The sequence below is a fragment of the Bacteroides sp. BFG-606 genome (assembly GCF_024788145.1).
Lineage (GTDB): Bacteria > Bacteroidota > Bacteroidia > Bacteroidales > Bacteroidaceae > Bacteroides > Bacteroides vicugnae.
In genome coordinates this window covers 3,641,239-3,655,649 of record NZ_JANUIL010000001.1, presented here as the reverse complement: position 1 = coordinate 3,655,649, position 14,411 = coordinate 3,641,239, and the positions used below count along the sequence as shown (strand labels likewise).

Genomic DNA, 14,411 nt, shown 5'->3' with positions numbered 1-14,411 from the left:
TTATAAATGCAGCAAAGATAGAAATACTGCACAGAGAGAACAACTCTTTTATCACTTTTGTTTCTTTAACAGATCCGAATGCAATATTTTCTATCCCCTTGCATTTTTACTACAGAAAACATAAATATTATAAAATCTAAAACCTAGTAAGTATATGAAGAAATTTAAATTCATTGCCTTTATCTTTGCTATTATGACTACCATGCCGATTCTCCAGTCATGCTTGGATGACGATGACAGTTCGTCCGACCTTCTGGTTATCAGCACCATTAATATGATTAGCCAGGATAGCAAGGAATTTTATTTCACTTTGGATAATGGAAAAAAGATGTATCCCAGTAATTCACAAGGATGGAGCAATAAAGATTGGGTGGAGGGACAACGAGCTTTTGTGATATTCAATGAGCTGGAAGAGCCTGTAAATGGATACGACCTTAATATTCAGGTGAAAGATATCAATCCAATCTTAACCAAAGACATCGTCACAATGGGTGAAGATGACAACGACGAAGAGAAAATCGGAGATGATAAGATCAACACGACTTATATGTGGATCAATAAGGATAATAAATATCTGACGATTGAATTCCAATATTACGGAACACATAGTGAAGATAAAAAACATTTCCTGAATCTGGTGATTAACGACAAAGAAGAGACAGTTTCCACTGCTGACGAAGACAATGCAGAGGACGAATATATTAATCTGGAATTCCGTCATAACAGTGAAGGAGATTATCCTCAACGTTTGGGTGAAGGATATGTGTCTTTCAAACTGGATAAAATAAAAGAGCGGATGGAAGGAAAAAAGGGATTGAGAATTCGTGTTAACACCTTATATAGTGGGGTGAAAACTTATGAAGTAAAATTTCCTTAGATTACTAATCTAATATGAACATGCGAAACACACTCTTTTTTAATATAATATATTAATTACGCAAGAGGGGGCGGTAGTTGTGAAACTGCCGCCCTTTACCTATAAAATCATATACACACCTGCATCTTTTCCATTCATACGCCCAGTCAAGAATGCTCCTGATTATATGGTTAGAAATCATTCCTGCCACATTAGAAAAGATAAGCAGGAATTCTCTAATTCACTATAACAAACATTGTATGGCCTGCAAAGTAAGCATTTCTTTAGGGACCGCTGCCTTTATTTCTTCTTTCAGGACGCACAGCAGGCTGTGACGGATAAAATCTCTATTTGTCACCAGCACCACTTGTCGCGTAGGCCGGGGGATAGCAAATGGACGCACTAACTGTCGCTGTTCTTCTGTCAATTGCGCCACTGCCAGTTCGGGAATAAAAGTGATGCCTTTTCCGCTTTCTACCATTCGCATAAAAGTTTCCATACTTCCCAGACGATAAGCTATCTGGCTGACCTTCACCGCCTCCATCTGACAAAAACGGACAAGTTGGTCACGGAAGCAATGTCCTTCGTCCAGGAGCCAAAGATGTTCACCTGTTATATCGGAAGTACGGATCACTTCATGCTTGAAAGAGGGCTCTTTCCTTGATACATATGCGTAGAATTGCTCATAGAAAAGAGTTTCTTCTGTCAGGAATGTGTCTTCTAATTTACTGGCAATAATCCCTGCGTCCAAATCTCCGGCGTGCAAAGCTTGCTGAATATCCTGTGTTTTCATTTCTGTGACACGAATATCCAGTTCCGGGTATTTTTCCATTAGTTGAGGGAAAAAGCGGGGAAGCAAATAAGGAGCAATAGTTGGCAATACTCCCAAGCGGAATACACCGGACAATGACTGTTTATCTTCACTGATTATTTCTTTTACTTGGGCTGCCTGTGACAGAATCACACGAGCCTGATCTATCACTTTCCGCCCGATGGCTGTCGGACAAACGGGCTGTACCGTTCTATCGAACAGTTTTACTCCCAGTTCATCTTCCAGTTTCTGAATCATGGCACTCAAAGTGGGTTGCGTCACACGGCAATATTCGGCTGCCCGTGCAAAATGCCTGAACTGGTCTACAGCCAGTATATATTCTAATTGTTGTATCGTCATCTATCAAATCATATTAAGTTATAGATTTCATCTATGCAAAGATAGAAATTTTCAGTTTGACAACAAGCATTTTCCGCCTTATCTTTGCAGTACAGAAAAAAAGAAAACGAGTATAAATCATTAAAAATAAAAAGAATATGAAAACTTTAGAATTTATCAAATTGAACGAATCGGGAGCAAACAACGTAGTAGCATCTTTGCAACAACTATTAGCAGACTTCCAAGTATATTACACCAATCTCCGCGGGTTCCACTGGAATATCAAGGGACATAATTTCTTTGTTCTCCACAGTCAATTCGAAAAGATGTATGATGACACGGCTGAAAAGGTGGACGAAATCGCAGAACGTATCTTAATGTTAGGTGGCACTCCGGCCAATAAGTTCAGTGATTATCTGAAAGTGGCAGGCATCAATGAAGTAGATAAAGTGAGTAACGGAGATGAAGCATTGAATAGTATCCTTCAGTCTATCAGCTATCTGATTGGTGAAGAACGTAAGATCTTGTCCATCGCTTCTCAAGCCGGAGATGAAGTTACCGTTTCGATGATGAGCGATTATCTGAAAGAACAGGAGAAGTTGGTTTGGATGTTGGTTGCCTATAATAACAAGTAAAATTTAAATAAAAGGTTTAGGTTTTAAGTCAAAAAGAGAGGATATTCCCATAAAAAGGTATATTCTCTCTTTTTTGCATTTCTTCTCTCCAGAATTAAAAACATTCGTCAAAGAGTTTCTGCATTTGTGGGTATTTGCCATCTGTATCTTCGACCTCCATACGTAGTTTTATCATTTCCTTTTTCATTTGTTTAATGATAGGGGCATATTCTTTCTCATTGTACACATTATGATCTTCTTTCGGATCTTTTTGTAAATCATAAAAGTCCCATACCGGTTTAGTCGCTCTCTCCTGCCCGTCCGTCATATCTAATGGATCACCATAATAGAAAACAAGCTTATAACGTTCGTTACGAATCCCCATATGAGCAGGACGAATAGTGTGGTGCGTCCAATAACGATAATAAAAACTCCTACGCCAATCATCCAGTGTCCGCCCGCAAAGATTATCCACGAAGCTGCGTCCCTGCATTCCTCCTGACGGGTTCACTCCGGCAAATTGTGCCAACGTCGGAGCAAAATCGATATTTAAAATCAAATCTTTCACTCGCTTTCCGGACGGGAGCCTCTTCGGATAACGAATCACAAACGGCATGCGGGCTGCTTCCTCATAAAACATACGTTTATCGAAAAATCCATGCTCTCCCAAAAAGTAACCTTGATCGGAAACATATACCACAATCGTATTATCCGCTATCCCCATATCATCCAAAGCCTGCAAAAGTTTACCTATATTATCATCCACCGTAGCTCCGCAACGCAGATAATCTCTGATATATTTCTGATAGATAGTTTTACGGGCTGCCGCACGTTGCATACCTTGAGTAGAAAAAGGTAATCCGGGATAACGGCACCACCATTTGTCAGGATCGGCAGAAGCCAGTTCCCATCTTCTTCCTATTTCTTCCAATTTTTGTCCGATGAATCCTCTTCCATTAGTTTCCGGTCCCCAATCCATCAGATTCTCGGGCTCGGGAAATACGATTCCGTCGTACAGATGCTCCATTCTAGTTGGATAATCATACGGTTCATGGGTAGCTTTAAAATGGCAACACATCAGAAACGGCTGCTTCTTCTCCCTGGCTTTCATCCATTCTATCGCTTTCTCCGTCACAATATCGGTAGAGAATCCCTGCACACACTCACCGAAATTACGATTGCCCGGCCACGGATCGGAACTATTGATAAACAACGGATCGCGATATACTCCTTGATCGTAAAAAATTGAATAATAATCAAATCCTTGCGGCTGGGATTTTAAATGCCATTTACCGACCAAGCCTGTTTGATAGCCTGCCTGCTTCAAGATAGTAGCAATGGTAGGCAACGAAGTGTCCAACGAATCGGCTAATGTATAGACACCGTTTTTATGGCTATAAGCTCCTGTCAGAATAGAAGCGCGGCTTGGCGATGAAATAGAATTTGTACAGAAACAATTATCCAGCACCACTCCCTCGGAAGCTAAACGACGAATATTGGGATTATGCGCATAATCAGCCAATATTCCTCCATAAATTCCCCATGCTTGCGCTGTATGGTCATCACTTAGGATGAAGAGAATATTCGGACGTTCGTCCCCTGCTATTTTTATATCTGTCTGAGCACATATTTTCCCGTTCATACAGGCAGCCAGCACGCCCAGCACAGACAATGAAATTTTTTTGTCCATAATGTATTTTAGTCCAATTTAAAAGTATATTTCGCAATCAGAAACGAAATCGAATAAATAAAAACTACTTTTTTATACTAAATTACCCCCTTGTTACAATATCCGTAACAAGGGGGAATCATATTTCAAATGTTTTAACTCATATTGTTTTTTGTTACAATTTTATCATCTCCCCTACAAACTCAAAGCCCATAGTAAGTGCCGGAGATGAAGCACTCTCCGCTATATTAAGTACTCCCTTAATTGTATACTTTTGGGTCGCTTCATCGTATTGAATAGTAAATGATCCCGGATTCGAAAGATCTACTTGCTTGTCTTTATCAACCCCCCGTAAATCCTACCGCTCGGATGTCTGCCTTGGAATACTCACCGGGAAGTAAAACCGTCGTATTTAGCGCTATTCTAAGAGTATTATTTGTAGTATTTCTATCAAATAAAATCAACAGTAAATAATCGGTTTGAATTTGATATCTTGCCATTATAGATTCGAAAAACAGATCTGTATCGGGCGTATCTTTTGCCTCTATTCTGAGTTCTGTTGAAACTCCACTGCCGTCATTCGCTATTATTTCAATAACAGCCGTACCGGAGGCCAAAACCTCAATGATACCATTCTCCAATGAAATGACCTCATCGCCTTCCTTCAAATTATAAGATACAGATTTATCCTCCGCATTATCCGGCAATACAACAAGGGTAGCATTCAAATCGTAAGTATCACCGACTACCAAGTCCAGAACTCCCATTCCATCCGCTACAATAATTTCTTCCACTCTTACCTGATAATCTACGGCTACTCTGTATTTGGATTGAAATCGTGCTATATTTGCATTATCTACCAGAGTGACCGTCAGTTCTGCTTCACCAGAGGCAATACCCGTAATTACTCCTTCACGGTTTACTGTGAAAACGTCCTCGTTACTTGAGCCAAACCGAAATGAGTATTCCTCCAGATTACCAGCATTATCCGGAATAACGCTAACACGCAGAGCAGTGGTAATTCCTACTTCATCAAAAACAATATCCCCCTCTTCGGTTATATACTCATTTTCGACAGAAATCCCGGTAACAGGGTTTTCCACCACCTCTACCTGACTAATTTCATCGTCATCACCGCAAGCCGCACATATAACAGCCGCAGCAAACATTAAATATAATAATTTTTTCTTCATATTTACTTCATTATAAATCGATTGATCTGCCAATTATTCGGGACAGCGTACACCCTCCACCCAGTTAAGAGTCTTATTTATATCCCAGCCATTTCCGGTCCAGTCTCTGACAACATCGCCTTCACCTTCATTTAATCTCCAGTAAGCAATCATATCCTGATAATTGTCCGGAGATATATAGCACATATTATTCTGAATCTCGCTCTGTGTCAAAGCCTTTTTCCATACACGAACTTCACTTATGACTCCGTCCAAATAGCGGGAATCCAGCGAAGAGCCAATACAGAACCTGCGTTTATCTGTCTTTCCACACAAGGTAATAGGACCACGCGGAGCATCTACCTGTCCGTCCAATTCACCATTCACATAAAGCTTAATGCTAGAACCGTCGAACACAACTGCAAGATGATACCATTTATTCACTTCGAACTCCGTCTTGCCCGTGACAGGATAGCCACCTCCGGCCAATTGAATCTGATTCGGCTTAATAGTAACATCACCAAAGCGCAATAGAAATTCTTCCTCCACTCCCATTACAGTACTAATATACGGATTTATGGCAGCGAAGTTGTTCACCTTAACTCTCGCCTCCATCGTGACTTGCGGCACACTCGCCAACGCAGGATCATCCTCAAAAGCAAGCTTCATGTTAGTCCGGTAAAGAGTGGCAGCCTTAACTACCATCACTTGATTCAATACAAGATAAATCGTTCGGGAAGATTCCATAACAGGCATATCACCAGTCACATTCGTAATAGTTATAGGCACACAATAGATAACCCCCTCTTCAAAATTAGTAGTTCTCAATAAAGAAAAGATCAATTGTTCTGAAATATTCTCACCTGCTTTCAGCACAATTTCGTCATTGGACAACATATAATCTTCAACAGGAACAATCTTATATTTCTTCCCATACTCCGCATTGTAACCTTCCAGCTTATCCGGATCCACTTTGACTTTAATCAGTTGATCCCCCATTGCCTGGCAAGAAGCCGAAACTGTCACACCAATGTCAGCCGGACCATCCACTGTATATTTAACAGTAGGAGAATTTTCAGTGCCGGTAAAGTATAAAGCATCTTTCAATGGTTCCGCATTTGTACAAGCAAACAAAACGGCCCCCCATAACATAATCAATAATAAATATTTTGTCTTCATATCTTTTCTGCTTTTTAGATATTATTTCTTCGCAGGATTCATTATCTGGATAGCCTCACGAAGATATTTATATTCAACATCCGTATGGTTATACTCATATTCCATATGGTAACTTCCAATCCCTCCCTTATGCTGTTTTTCCGTTATTTCTTCCGGTTGCCAGCGTGCCATTCCAAGCAAAGAGGGAATCGTGCCTAGTTCCGGATCTTTATATCCGGCTCCTCCCGTTGACCAGAGGCTCTCAAAATTTTCTGTAACTATAAAACGTTCTGGGCTAATATGTTTACTCACCGTATTAAATCGAGATTGCAAAGAAGAAGGAGCAGTTGTACCATATGCCTGGGCAATTGCATAATTTGCATATTTCCATCCTTCTTCCGTGATTTTCTCTATATATCCGTCCACACAGATGAGCTTATCCTCTCCCAAATTAGCACGCATTTCTCTCAATAAAGTAGTCATATTCACCGACTTATTGAATAAGTCACCACTGCTACATTCATGGTCGAAATCGACTCCATCATACCCATATTTGAACACACTGTCGGCTACCGCCTTCGCCACAGCAGGAATATTCTCCGCCACATTCTCAAAATTACCGGGGAAGTTGGACATATTATGAGAAAATATAGTAAATGTCACCTTGGTTCCATATACCTCTTGCACATATTTCAAATCCTCCATCTGCGCTTGAGTCAAGCTATGCCATGTTCCCCAAATAGAAACCACGTCTACACTGTCAGGCAAGTTACGCAGATATTTTACAGGAGATGTTCCGGCTGCCTTCCAGCCGCCAAACCATCCAAAAGCCAACTGATGATCTGACTTTTTATAGGCTCGCAGATTCTCATAATATTGGGCATCTTTCACAACAGGCACTTGGAGCGATATATTTTCTATCTCCGTATCACATGCCACCATAACCATAGCCAATACGAAAAGTCCAAAGACTCTATTCATTATCTTATTCATAGTAATAAAATTAGATACATAATTATTTTTTATCCCACCACAACTTTACATTTCCATAGTCCTTGCCACCAAGAAAATCAGTTACGGCCTTATTTACCTCTGTTGTATTCGTATCATATTCTGTAGACGGAAGCGGAATACGACGAGGACCGGAAGCGTCCACTTGCCCTGAACTGGCATTTGTTCCATACAAGTTAAACAGTTTCGGATACCCGGTCCGACGATATTCGCTCCAAGCCTCCTGACCTTCCGGAAACATAGCGATCCATTTCTGCGTGATAATACGCTCGAGTTTCTTTTCATCACGATCAACAGCATTCCATGCAATAGTAATTGTTGAAGCTGCCACCGCACTACCTGTTGTTCCCGAGGGCGCAGTGAACGGCACAGGTTTATATTCATCACCTCTTGTCAGATAATCACCCAAGGACACTCCCCACTGCTCAAAAGACTTCGTAATACCTGTATTATATAGTCCTTCCATTTCACCGCCCATATTCCAACCATGAAGCCTTCCTTCCGCACGCAAGAAATAAACCTCCGCAGCACACATCCACTGAACGGGTGTCTCTGCAAATATATTCGGAGCCGACAACTTAACGTAATTCGTCTTATTAGTAATATTCACCCCTAATCGTGCCCCATGAAGCTTATCACCAACTTCACCATATTCCGATTCTTGGAAATATTTGGAAAGACGAGGATCATTGTAACCCTTCATTATAGACTCAATATCAGCTCCCATTCGTACATCCTCATAATTATCCCAGCAAATCTTCAAAGGATGAAATACAGAGATCCCGTTTCCCGACTGCAACAGGGCATTTTCCGCATTTTCCGTAATCACTCCATTCTTAACTGCTTCCTCAGCTAACTTTCGTGAAGTTTTTCCATTCACCTCAAATCCCTCCACATAACAGGTACGCATAGCCAAACGCAGTTTTAATGAATTCGCGAATTTCAACCACCTCGTGAAATCACCTCCATATACCAGATCATATTTACTCAAAGGCTTACTTCCCGGATGAACAGCGACATAATCCTGCAATTCCGCTATAGCCTCATCAAGATCTTCGAAAAAAGATTTATAGATATCTTCCTGTGAATCATAAGGAGTTTCCAAGCCCCCCGTGTCCAAACTGCAGATAAGGCAAAGGACCATATATATCCGTTATCCGATGCATAGCAGCCACCTTTAATATTTGTGCCACCGCATAAGCTTCCGGAAACTCATCCTTGCCATTATCACGAATTTGTTTCCATGCCGACATCACATTAGTAAATGCGACCTCGAAAGCAACGTCATTCCATTTATCATACCGCAAGTTATAATGGCAAGCAGAATTCGATCCCCACGTACCGATGGGTGTCATGTATCCTGAATGCATATCGCCGCATAAGTTTTGAGCGCGTTGAAATTGATTAGCGTCCACATCACTGGTCGGTATAACATCCATCTGCATAGCCGGAAAGAAATTCCCTATTTTCATCAATCCGACCAGCATATATTCCGGGACCTCTGTAGGATCGGTATTCCACTCTTTATAATTATCCGTACACGATGAAGCAATCAACATAGCCGCTCCTAACGTGCATACCATATGTCTTATTTTTCCTAATCTTTTCATTGTATTATTCCTTTCTGGTTAGTTAATATTGGAATTTCACACTAAACCCGATGCTACGTACACTTGGTTGCATAAAATAGTCAAACCCTTGATAATATGTACCCGTAGAGGCCGATAATTCCGGATCAAAAGGTGCCTTATTATGAAACATGAACAGATTCTTACCAATAAGCGACACTGTTAGATTTTGTATCTGATTGCCAAACCATTTTGTTGGAAATGTATACCCTAAAGTTGCTTCTCTAAGCCGTACATTTGTCATACTATAGACATAATTCGCCAAGACTCCGGTCGCCCCATTACCAAGTACATTATAGTAATCTTTTGCTGTCACGCGGCCACTATTAAGATTCACTCCACCATTATCCCGTACTATAGCCGATGTTTTAGAAGTTCCATAGTAATCCATTTTAGCTTGTGTAGCAGACACGCCTACTCCACCGATACGAGCATCAATCAGGAAACTAAGATTAATGCCTTTCCAGCTGAAACTGTTATTCCATCCCCAATTGAATCGTGGTGCCGCACTACCGGCTTTTATCCAGGTATTCGGGTCAGCCTCAATAGCACCCGTATTTGCGTCAACTTTAATGTTGCCTAAATAGTCAATCTTCAACCCAGTTACATAAATATCACTCAGAGTACCTCCCTCTTTCACTATCATTTTATAGCTTCCTTGCGGATTGAAAGGTTCTATCTCTGTAATGGAAATGGGTTCTCCTGTAATTGGATTGGTAGCACCACCGGGTAACAGATAAACAACCTTATTACGATTCATAGTAAAAGTCAGATTCGAGTTCCATTTTACAGGGCCAAGATTAGCGTCAATACCCAAACGCGCTTCAATACCCCAGTTATTTACCTTACCGCCATTCAACATATAGTTGCTATAACCCGTACTCGGCGGCATTGTATAATTAATGAACTGATTGTAAGTATTACTATTATAATAGGTGAAATCAATATTCAACAAATTCTGAAACATTCTCAAGTTCATACCGATTTCAACAGATTTTGTGCGTTCAGGCTTCAGATCCGGATTCAATAATCTGGAGGAAGTGTTGACGATACCATCTTTCACGGTATAGGTGGGCATTGTAATCTGCCGCATCGGCGGATTACCCACTTCACTGTAAGAAGCTCTAAACTTTAAAAAGGAAATATATGCTTTTGACAAATCAAACATCTCACTGACAACTGCAGATACACCTACCGATGGATAAAAGAAACCACTTTTCTCATTATCCGTATTTGCTAAAGTAGAAAACCAGTCATTGCGGGCAGTTAAATCCAGATATGCCCAACTCTTATACCCCAACTGGAAAGTCGCAAAAACAGCTTGATTATTATCTATATATCCTGCTTGTTCAGCCTTGGTATTTGCACCATTTTTACTTATATTGTTAAAAGAGAAAAAGTTTGGAACAGTAGCCAGATGTCCCTCATAGTTCGTCATTTCATAGGTTTGATGATTAAAACTGGCTCCCAAGTTTGCTGTAATTCCCCAATTCTCCCAACGTTTATTAATCTGTGCCATGACATCTCCATAGGTATTCTTATATCCAGACTTCATGTTCATATAATTACCATATTCAGATGCAAACAATTGGTCGGAAGAGGCCGCAATTTTACGTTCATATATATCATTGCTATTGTCTACGCGCATACGGCCAACCACATTCATCCAATCAAAAACTTTATAATTCAAATTAGCCGAGAACATGTAGCGAGATTTATGATTACTCATATTCTCACGATTCACAATCCAATACGGATTTTCTATTGCAAATCCCTGATTACCATAAGGCCAGTATTGCACATCATAATATTTCTCACTATTATAACGTTCATATACCTTATATTTATTCAAATCATCTCCCCTGGGCATGAGGTATAATGCAACAAGTGGGTTATGATATTGCCCCTGCGACATCATATTATTATCATTGGTAATCACATAAGAGGCACTCATATCCAATGTCAACTTATCCTTAATTAATTCAGTCGTATTACGCAATGTAAAATTATACCGGTTATAAGTATTATTAGGTATAATACCACGCGCATTAGTCGATGCTACAGAGAAATAAGTCTGATTGCGGTCATTGCCTGCTGACAAACCTAACGAGTTAGTTTCTGTGAAACCTGTTTGAAAGAAATCTTTAGGTTCCCATGTCGCATCCTTTTTAGCTCCCCAGCTAGCAAACTCACCTTCTAGCGATCCATAAGTCGTCTGAAACTCCGGCATTACCAATGGACTCATGAACTGAGTATCGTTAGAATAATTAATTCTCAACTTCCCCTCTTCTCCTTTTTTTGTTGTAATCAACACAACACCATTGGCACCCTGCGAACCGTAAAGCGCAGCAGCCGCTGCACCTGTCAATACAGACATCGATTCAATATCATCCGGGTTTATACTGGAAATCCCATCACTATCTCCTCCATCTGCATTCTCATAAAAGCTTTTTTCCTGATTAGAACGCATAGAAGCCATAGGAATACCGTCAATTACATACAAGGCATTGTTATCATTTGTGATAGATTTCAAACCGCGCATCACAACACGGGTAGAGCCACCAATACCAGACGCACTTTGGTTAATAGTCACCCCGGCAATCTTACCAGCCAGACTATTCATGAAACTAGCATCCTTTACAGTAGTAAGATCAGCAGCTTTCATTTCTTGCACATTATAGGTCAATGATTTCACTTCGCGTTTAATACCCAAAGCGGTAACAACCACCTCATCCAGCACTTCATTATCCGGACGCATGGTTATACTGTAAAAGTCCTTTCCGGAAACAGGTATCAATTGAGTGGCATATCCGATATAAGAGACTTTCAAAGTAGAATTACTCAAAGCAGACATTGAGAAATTTCCATCCAAATCGGTAATGGTACCAGTATTAGTACCCTCTACTGCAACATTGACACCAATCAAAGGTTCTCCCTTCTCATCAACAATTTTTCCTTTCACCGTCTTTGTAGTCTGAGAAGTTGTTTCCTTTTTTTCAGGAACAATCATAATATACTTATCAGTCAATTTATAAGAAAACCCTGTTCCTTTCAAAATTGTTTTTAGCGCAGTCTCTAACGGTTGGTTTACTATATTCAAAGATAATTGTCGTTTATCTGAAAGTTGTGATTGATTGTAAGCAACGGATAATTTAGACTGTCTTTCGACTTCCGACAATGCCTTTTGTAAAGTGATTTCTGCATTTTTTATAGTAATACGAATATTACTTTGGGCAAATGCTGTTGTTTGTAATATAAACAAACAGCAAATAATTATTGTACTTTTAGCTGTTTTTAGATATAAATTCATATCTTCGTAGCGTTTTTAGTGTTAAACTCATAATATTAATTCCATCAAAAATCTAGTATTTTACATTTTAATACTAAAAAACTTATTTCATATCCGGAACCAGGCGGCATCCTCGTTCCGGATACTTTTTTACATAATGATATATTTTAAGGTTAAACAATCGAGCTTCTTATTCTATTTCACAGTTTTCATATAGCAAACATTTTTATCTATTTTGTAAGTAAACTTTCCAGTCACTTCTTTCATTACCTCCATTATTTCTCCAATATCCGTATTCTTGCTAAAACTAAAGTTATATTCATCTGTTGTAAATAACTTCGTATTATATTGGAAAGTTATGTCAAAACGCCTTTCCAAAGTCAGCAGAATCTCTTCCATTGTACTTCCACGAAATACAATCTGTCCTCTCTGCCAAGCTGTTACATCTTCCAGATCAGCTTCTTCAATTTTACTTTGAGCTGTCTTTCGATTATAAACTACCTGTTGCCCCGGTCTCAAAATATAAGAATGATCCGATTGTTCATAGTTCACTTTTATCTTGCCTTGAATCAAAGTTGCAACAATTTCCGAATCTTCAGGATAAGCAGCTACATTAAATTCTGTTCCCAAGGCAGTTACAGACATATTGGCAGATCGCACAATAAATGGTTTATCCGGATCCTTCTTAACTTTAAAATCGGCTTCTCCTATTAGATAAACAGTACGAGTATCTCCTTTAAATGCATCCGGATAGAGCAATAACGTTCCGGAATTCACATGAACCCGGCTACCATCCGGTAATTCAAACTCATATGTTTTTCCATCAGGAATATATTGCTCAATCATCGCAGCCGTTTCCTCTTTAAAAGTATTCTTTGTTAACCAAAATGTACCGGATACCGTTACAACAAACATTGCGACTGCTGCCGCATATTTCCAGGGAAACAACCGATACCGCTTTTTAGTGCCGGCAGATACTCCGACTTTATCATATACATTCTCTAAAGAAGTCCATGTGCCTGCATCAACTTTGCCTTCTGTTTCTTTCCATAATGTACTCAACGCTATATCTTTCTCATCAGCATGCTCCTCGTCTAACAACCATTGATGTACTTCTTTGGTTACATTCTCGCTATGCTCAGAAGCGGTGAATACATTGATAATTTTTTGAATATAATTCTTCATTTTAGATTTGCCTTATATAATATAGACAACTAGCTAAAACGGACTACTCAACTGAAATAGAAAAAAAATGCGATTAAGATGACTTTTTTTAATTCTTGTAGTGCAAGATAGATGTGGCGTTCCACTGTACGGATAGAAAGTTGTAGTTTATCAGCAATCTCCTGATTACTCATACCGTTTTGCCGGCTCATAGAAAAAACTTTTCTGCGTTGTTCCGGCATATTATCTAAAGTAAGTTTTATCAGAAGTTGTAGTTCTTTTGCATAAAGTTTATCGTATATATCAAATTCAAAAGAAGGAGAATCTTCCTGGGACAATTTCTCCTGATAACTAAGTTCTACGGACTGATGCTTCAAAAAGTTATAAATCTGATTACGAGTCATCGTGTAAATATAACTATCCCATGTCTCTTTGTTTTCCCAGATTTCCGGATTATCCCACAGTTTGACAAATATATCCTGAGCAATATCTTCAGCATCTTCTTCCGAACGTAAAATCTTCCATGCAAAAGCCTTTACCTTCGGAAAAGTAAGAATGAAAAACTGCTCGAATTTTTTCTTCTTTTCTTGTTCACCAATATGTGTCATCAGAGATTTTCGGCTATTATCGTTTTTATGGAAGCCAAAAATAGAAGCTTTTATTAAAAAAAACAAGTAAAAGTTATATTAAAAACAAATTT

The 14,411-nt window shown here is 39.4% G+C and carries 12 protein-coding genes; 2 read left to right on the top strand and 10 right to left on the bottom strand.

Translation table 11 applies throughout. The features are described 5' to 3' along the window. The first annotated feature begins 154 nt into the window (after positions 1 to 154). The gene (locus tag NXV01_RS13615; RefSeq protein WP_259022655.1) at positions 155 to 877 is read left to right on the top strand and encodes a NigD-like protein; all 723 of its coding nucleotides are present in this window, start codon (positions 155 to 157) and stop codon (positions 875 to 877) included. A gap of 223 nt (positions 878 to 1,100) precedes the next feature. Here the strand turns inward: NXV01_RS13615 and NXV01_RS13610 are convergent, their stop codons facing one another. Beyond that, positions 1,101 to 2,027: a hydrogen peroxide-inducible genes activator gene (locus NXV01_RS13610; RefSeq protein WP_234132102.1), complete on the bottom strand. Its 927-nt coding sequence runs from the start codon at positions 2,025 to 2,027 to the stop codon at positions 1,101 to 1,103. Between the two features lie 137 nt (positions 2,028 to 2,164). On the opposite strand from NXV01_RS13610, the gene NXV01_RS13605 reads away from it, so the two are divergent. After that, positions 2,165 to 2,641, top strand: coding sequence for a Dps family protein (locus tag NXV01_RS13605; protein WP_148365976.1), 477 nt, complete (start codon positions 2,165 to 2,167; stop codon positions 2,639 to 2,641). A 94-nt stretch (positions 2,642 to 2,735) separates the two neighbouring features. Here the strand turns inward: NXV01_RS13605 and NXV01_RS13600 are convergent, their stop codons facing one another. The 9 genes from NXV01_RS13600 to NXV01_RS13560 form a co-directional block, all read right to left on the bottom strand. Continuing rightward, the gene (locus tag NXV01_RS13600) at positions 2,736 to 4,262 is read right to left on the bottom strand and encodes a sulfatase (RefSeq protein ID WP_409012954.1); all 1,527 of its coding nucleotides are present in this window, start codon (positions 4,260 to 4,262) and stop codon (positions 2,736 to 2,738) included. 368 nt (positions 4,263 to 4,630) lie between these two features. Then, complete coding sequence (locus tag NXV01_RS13595; protein WP_259022652.1) at positions 4,631 to 5,482, bottom strand: Ig-like domain-containing protein; 852 nt, start codon at positions 5,480 to 5,482, stop codon at positions 4,631 to 4,633. 33 nt (positions 5,483 to 5,515) lie between these two features. Next, positions 5,516 to 6,640, bottom strand: coding sequence for a DUF1735 and LamG domain-containing protein (locus NXV01_RS13590; protein WP_259022651.1), 1,125 nt, complete (start codon positions 6,638 to 6,640; stop codon positions 5,516 to 5,518). Between the two features lie 21 nt (positions 6,641 to 6,661). Then, the gene (locus NXV01_RS13585; RefSeq protein WP_259022650.1) at positions 6,662 to 7,612 is read right to left on the bottom strand and encodes a glycoside hydrolase family 18; all 951 of its coding nucleotides are present in this window, start codon (positions 7,610 to 7,612) and stop codon (positions 6,662 to 6,664) included. Positions 7,613 to 7,634: 22 nt separating this feature from the next. After that, positions 7,635 to 8,735, bottom strand: a complete 1,101-nt coding sequence (locus NXV01_RS13580) for a SusD/RagB family nutrient-binding outer membrane lipoprotein (protein ID WP_258979991.1) — start codon at positions 8,733 to 8,735, stop codon at positions 7,635 to 7,637. Then, a complete protein-coding gene (locus NXV01_RS26045; protein ID WP_258979989.1) occupies positions 8,719 to 9,240 on the bottom strand; it encodes a SusD/RagB family nutrient-binding outer membrane lipoprotein in 522 nt (173 codons plus the stop codon). The genes NXV01_RS13580 and NXV01_RS26045 overlap by 17 nt, the downstream gene beginning before the upstream one ends. A gap of 22 nt (positions 9,241 to 9,262) precedes the next feature. Next, positions 9,263 to 12,568 carry a TonB-dependent receptor gene (locus tag NXV01_RS13570; protein ID WP_258979988.1) on the bottom strand — a complete coding sequence of 1,102 codons (3,306 nt, stop codon included), beginning with the start codon at positions 12,566 to 12,568 and terminating at the stop codon, positions 9,263 to 9,265. Positions 12,569 to 12,742: 174 nt separating this feature from the next. After that, entirely contained in the window at positions 12,743 to 13,732 is a 990-nt protein-coding gene (locus NXV01_RS13565; RefSeq protein WP_195649872.1) for a FecR family protein, read from the bottom strand. Between the two features lie 47 nt (positions 13,733 to 13,779). Continuing rightward, positions 13,780 to 14,319, bottom strand: a complete 540-nt coding sequence (locus tag NXV01_RS13560) for an RNA polymerase sigma-70 factor (RefSeq protein WP_148365960.1) — start codon at positions 14,317 to 14,319, stop codon at positions 13,780 to 13,782. Positions 14,320 to 14,411 lie beyond the last annotated feature (92 nt).

Excerpts from the sequence above, each read along its gene's own strand:
- NXV01_RS13615 (WP_259022655.1), top strand. The coding sequence starts at position 155 with ATGAAGAAATTTAAATTCATTGCCTTTATCTTTGCTATTATGACTACC.
- NXV01_RS13610 (WP_234132102.1), bottom strand. The coding sequence starts at position 2,027 with ATGACGATACAACAATTAGAATATATACTGGCTGTAGACCAGTTCAGG.
- NXV01_RS13605 (WP_148365976.1), top strand. The coding sequence starts at position 2,165 with ATGAAAACTTTAGAATTTATCAAATTGAACGAATCGGGAGCAAACAAC.
- NXV01_RS13600 (WP_409012954.1), bottom strand. The coding sequence starts at position 4,262 with ATGAACGGGAAAATATGTGCTCAGACAGATATAAAAATAGCAGGGGAC.
- NXV01_RS13595 (WP_259022652.1), bottom strand. The coding sequence starts at position 5,482 with ATGAAGAAAAAATTATTATATTTAATGTTTGCTGCGGCTGTTATATGT.
- NXV01_RS13590 (WP_259022651.1), bottom strand. The coding sequence starts at position 6,640 with ATGAAGACAAAATATTTATTATTGATTATGTTATGGGGGGCCGTTTTG.
- NXV01_RS13585 (WP_259022650.1), bottom strand. The coding sequence starts at position 7,612 with ATGAATAAGATAATGAATAGAGTCTTTGGACTTTTCGTATTGGCTATG.
- NXV01_RS26045 (WP_258979989.1), bottom strand. The coding sequence starts at position 9,240 with ATGAAAAGATTAGGAAAAATAAGACATATGGTATGCACGTTAGGAGCG.
- NXV01_RS13570 (WP_258979988.1), bottom strand. The coding sequence starts at position 12,568 with ATGAATTTATATCTAAAAACAGCTAAAAGTACAATAATTATTTGCTGT.
- NXV01_RS13565 (WP_195649872.1), bottom strand. The coding sequence starts at position 13,732 with ATGAAGAATTATATTCAAAAAATTATCAATGTATTCACCGCTTCTGAG.
- NXV01_RS13560 (WP_148365960.1), bottom strand. The coding sequence starts at position 14,319 with ATGACACATATTGGTGAACAAGAAAAGAAGAAAAAATTCGAGCAGTTT.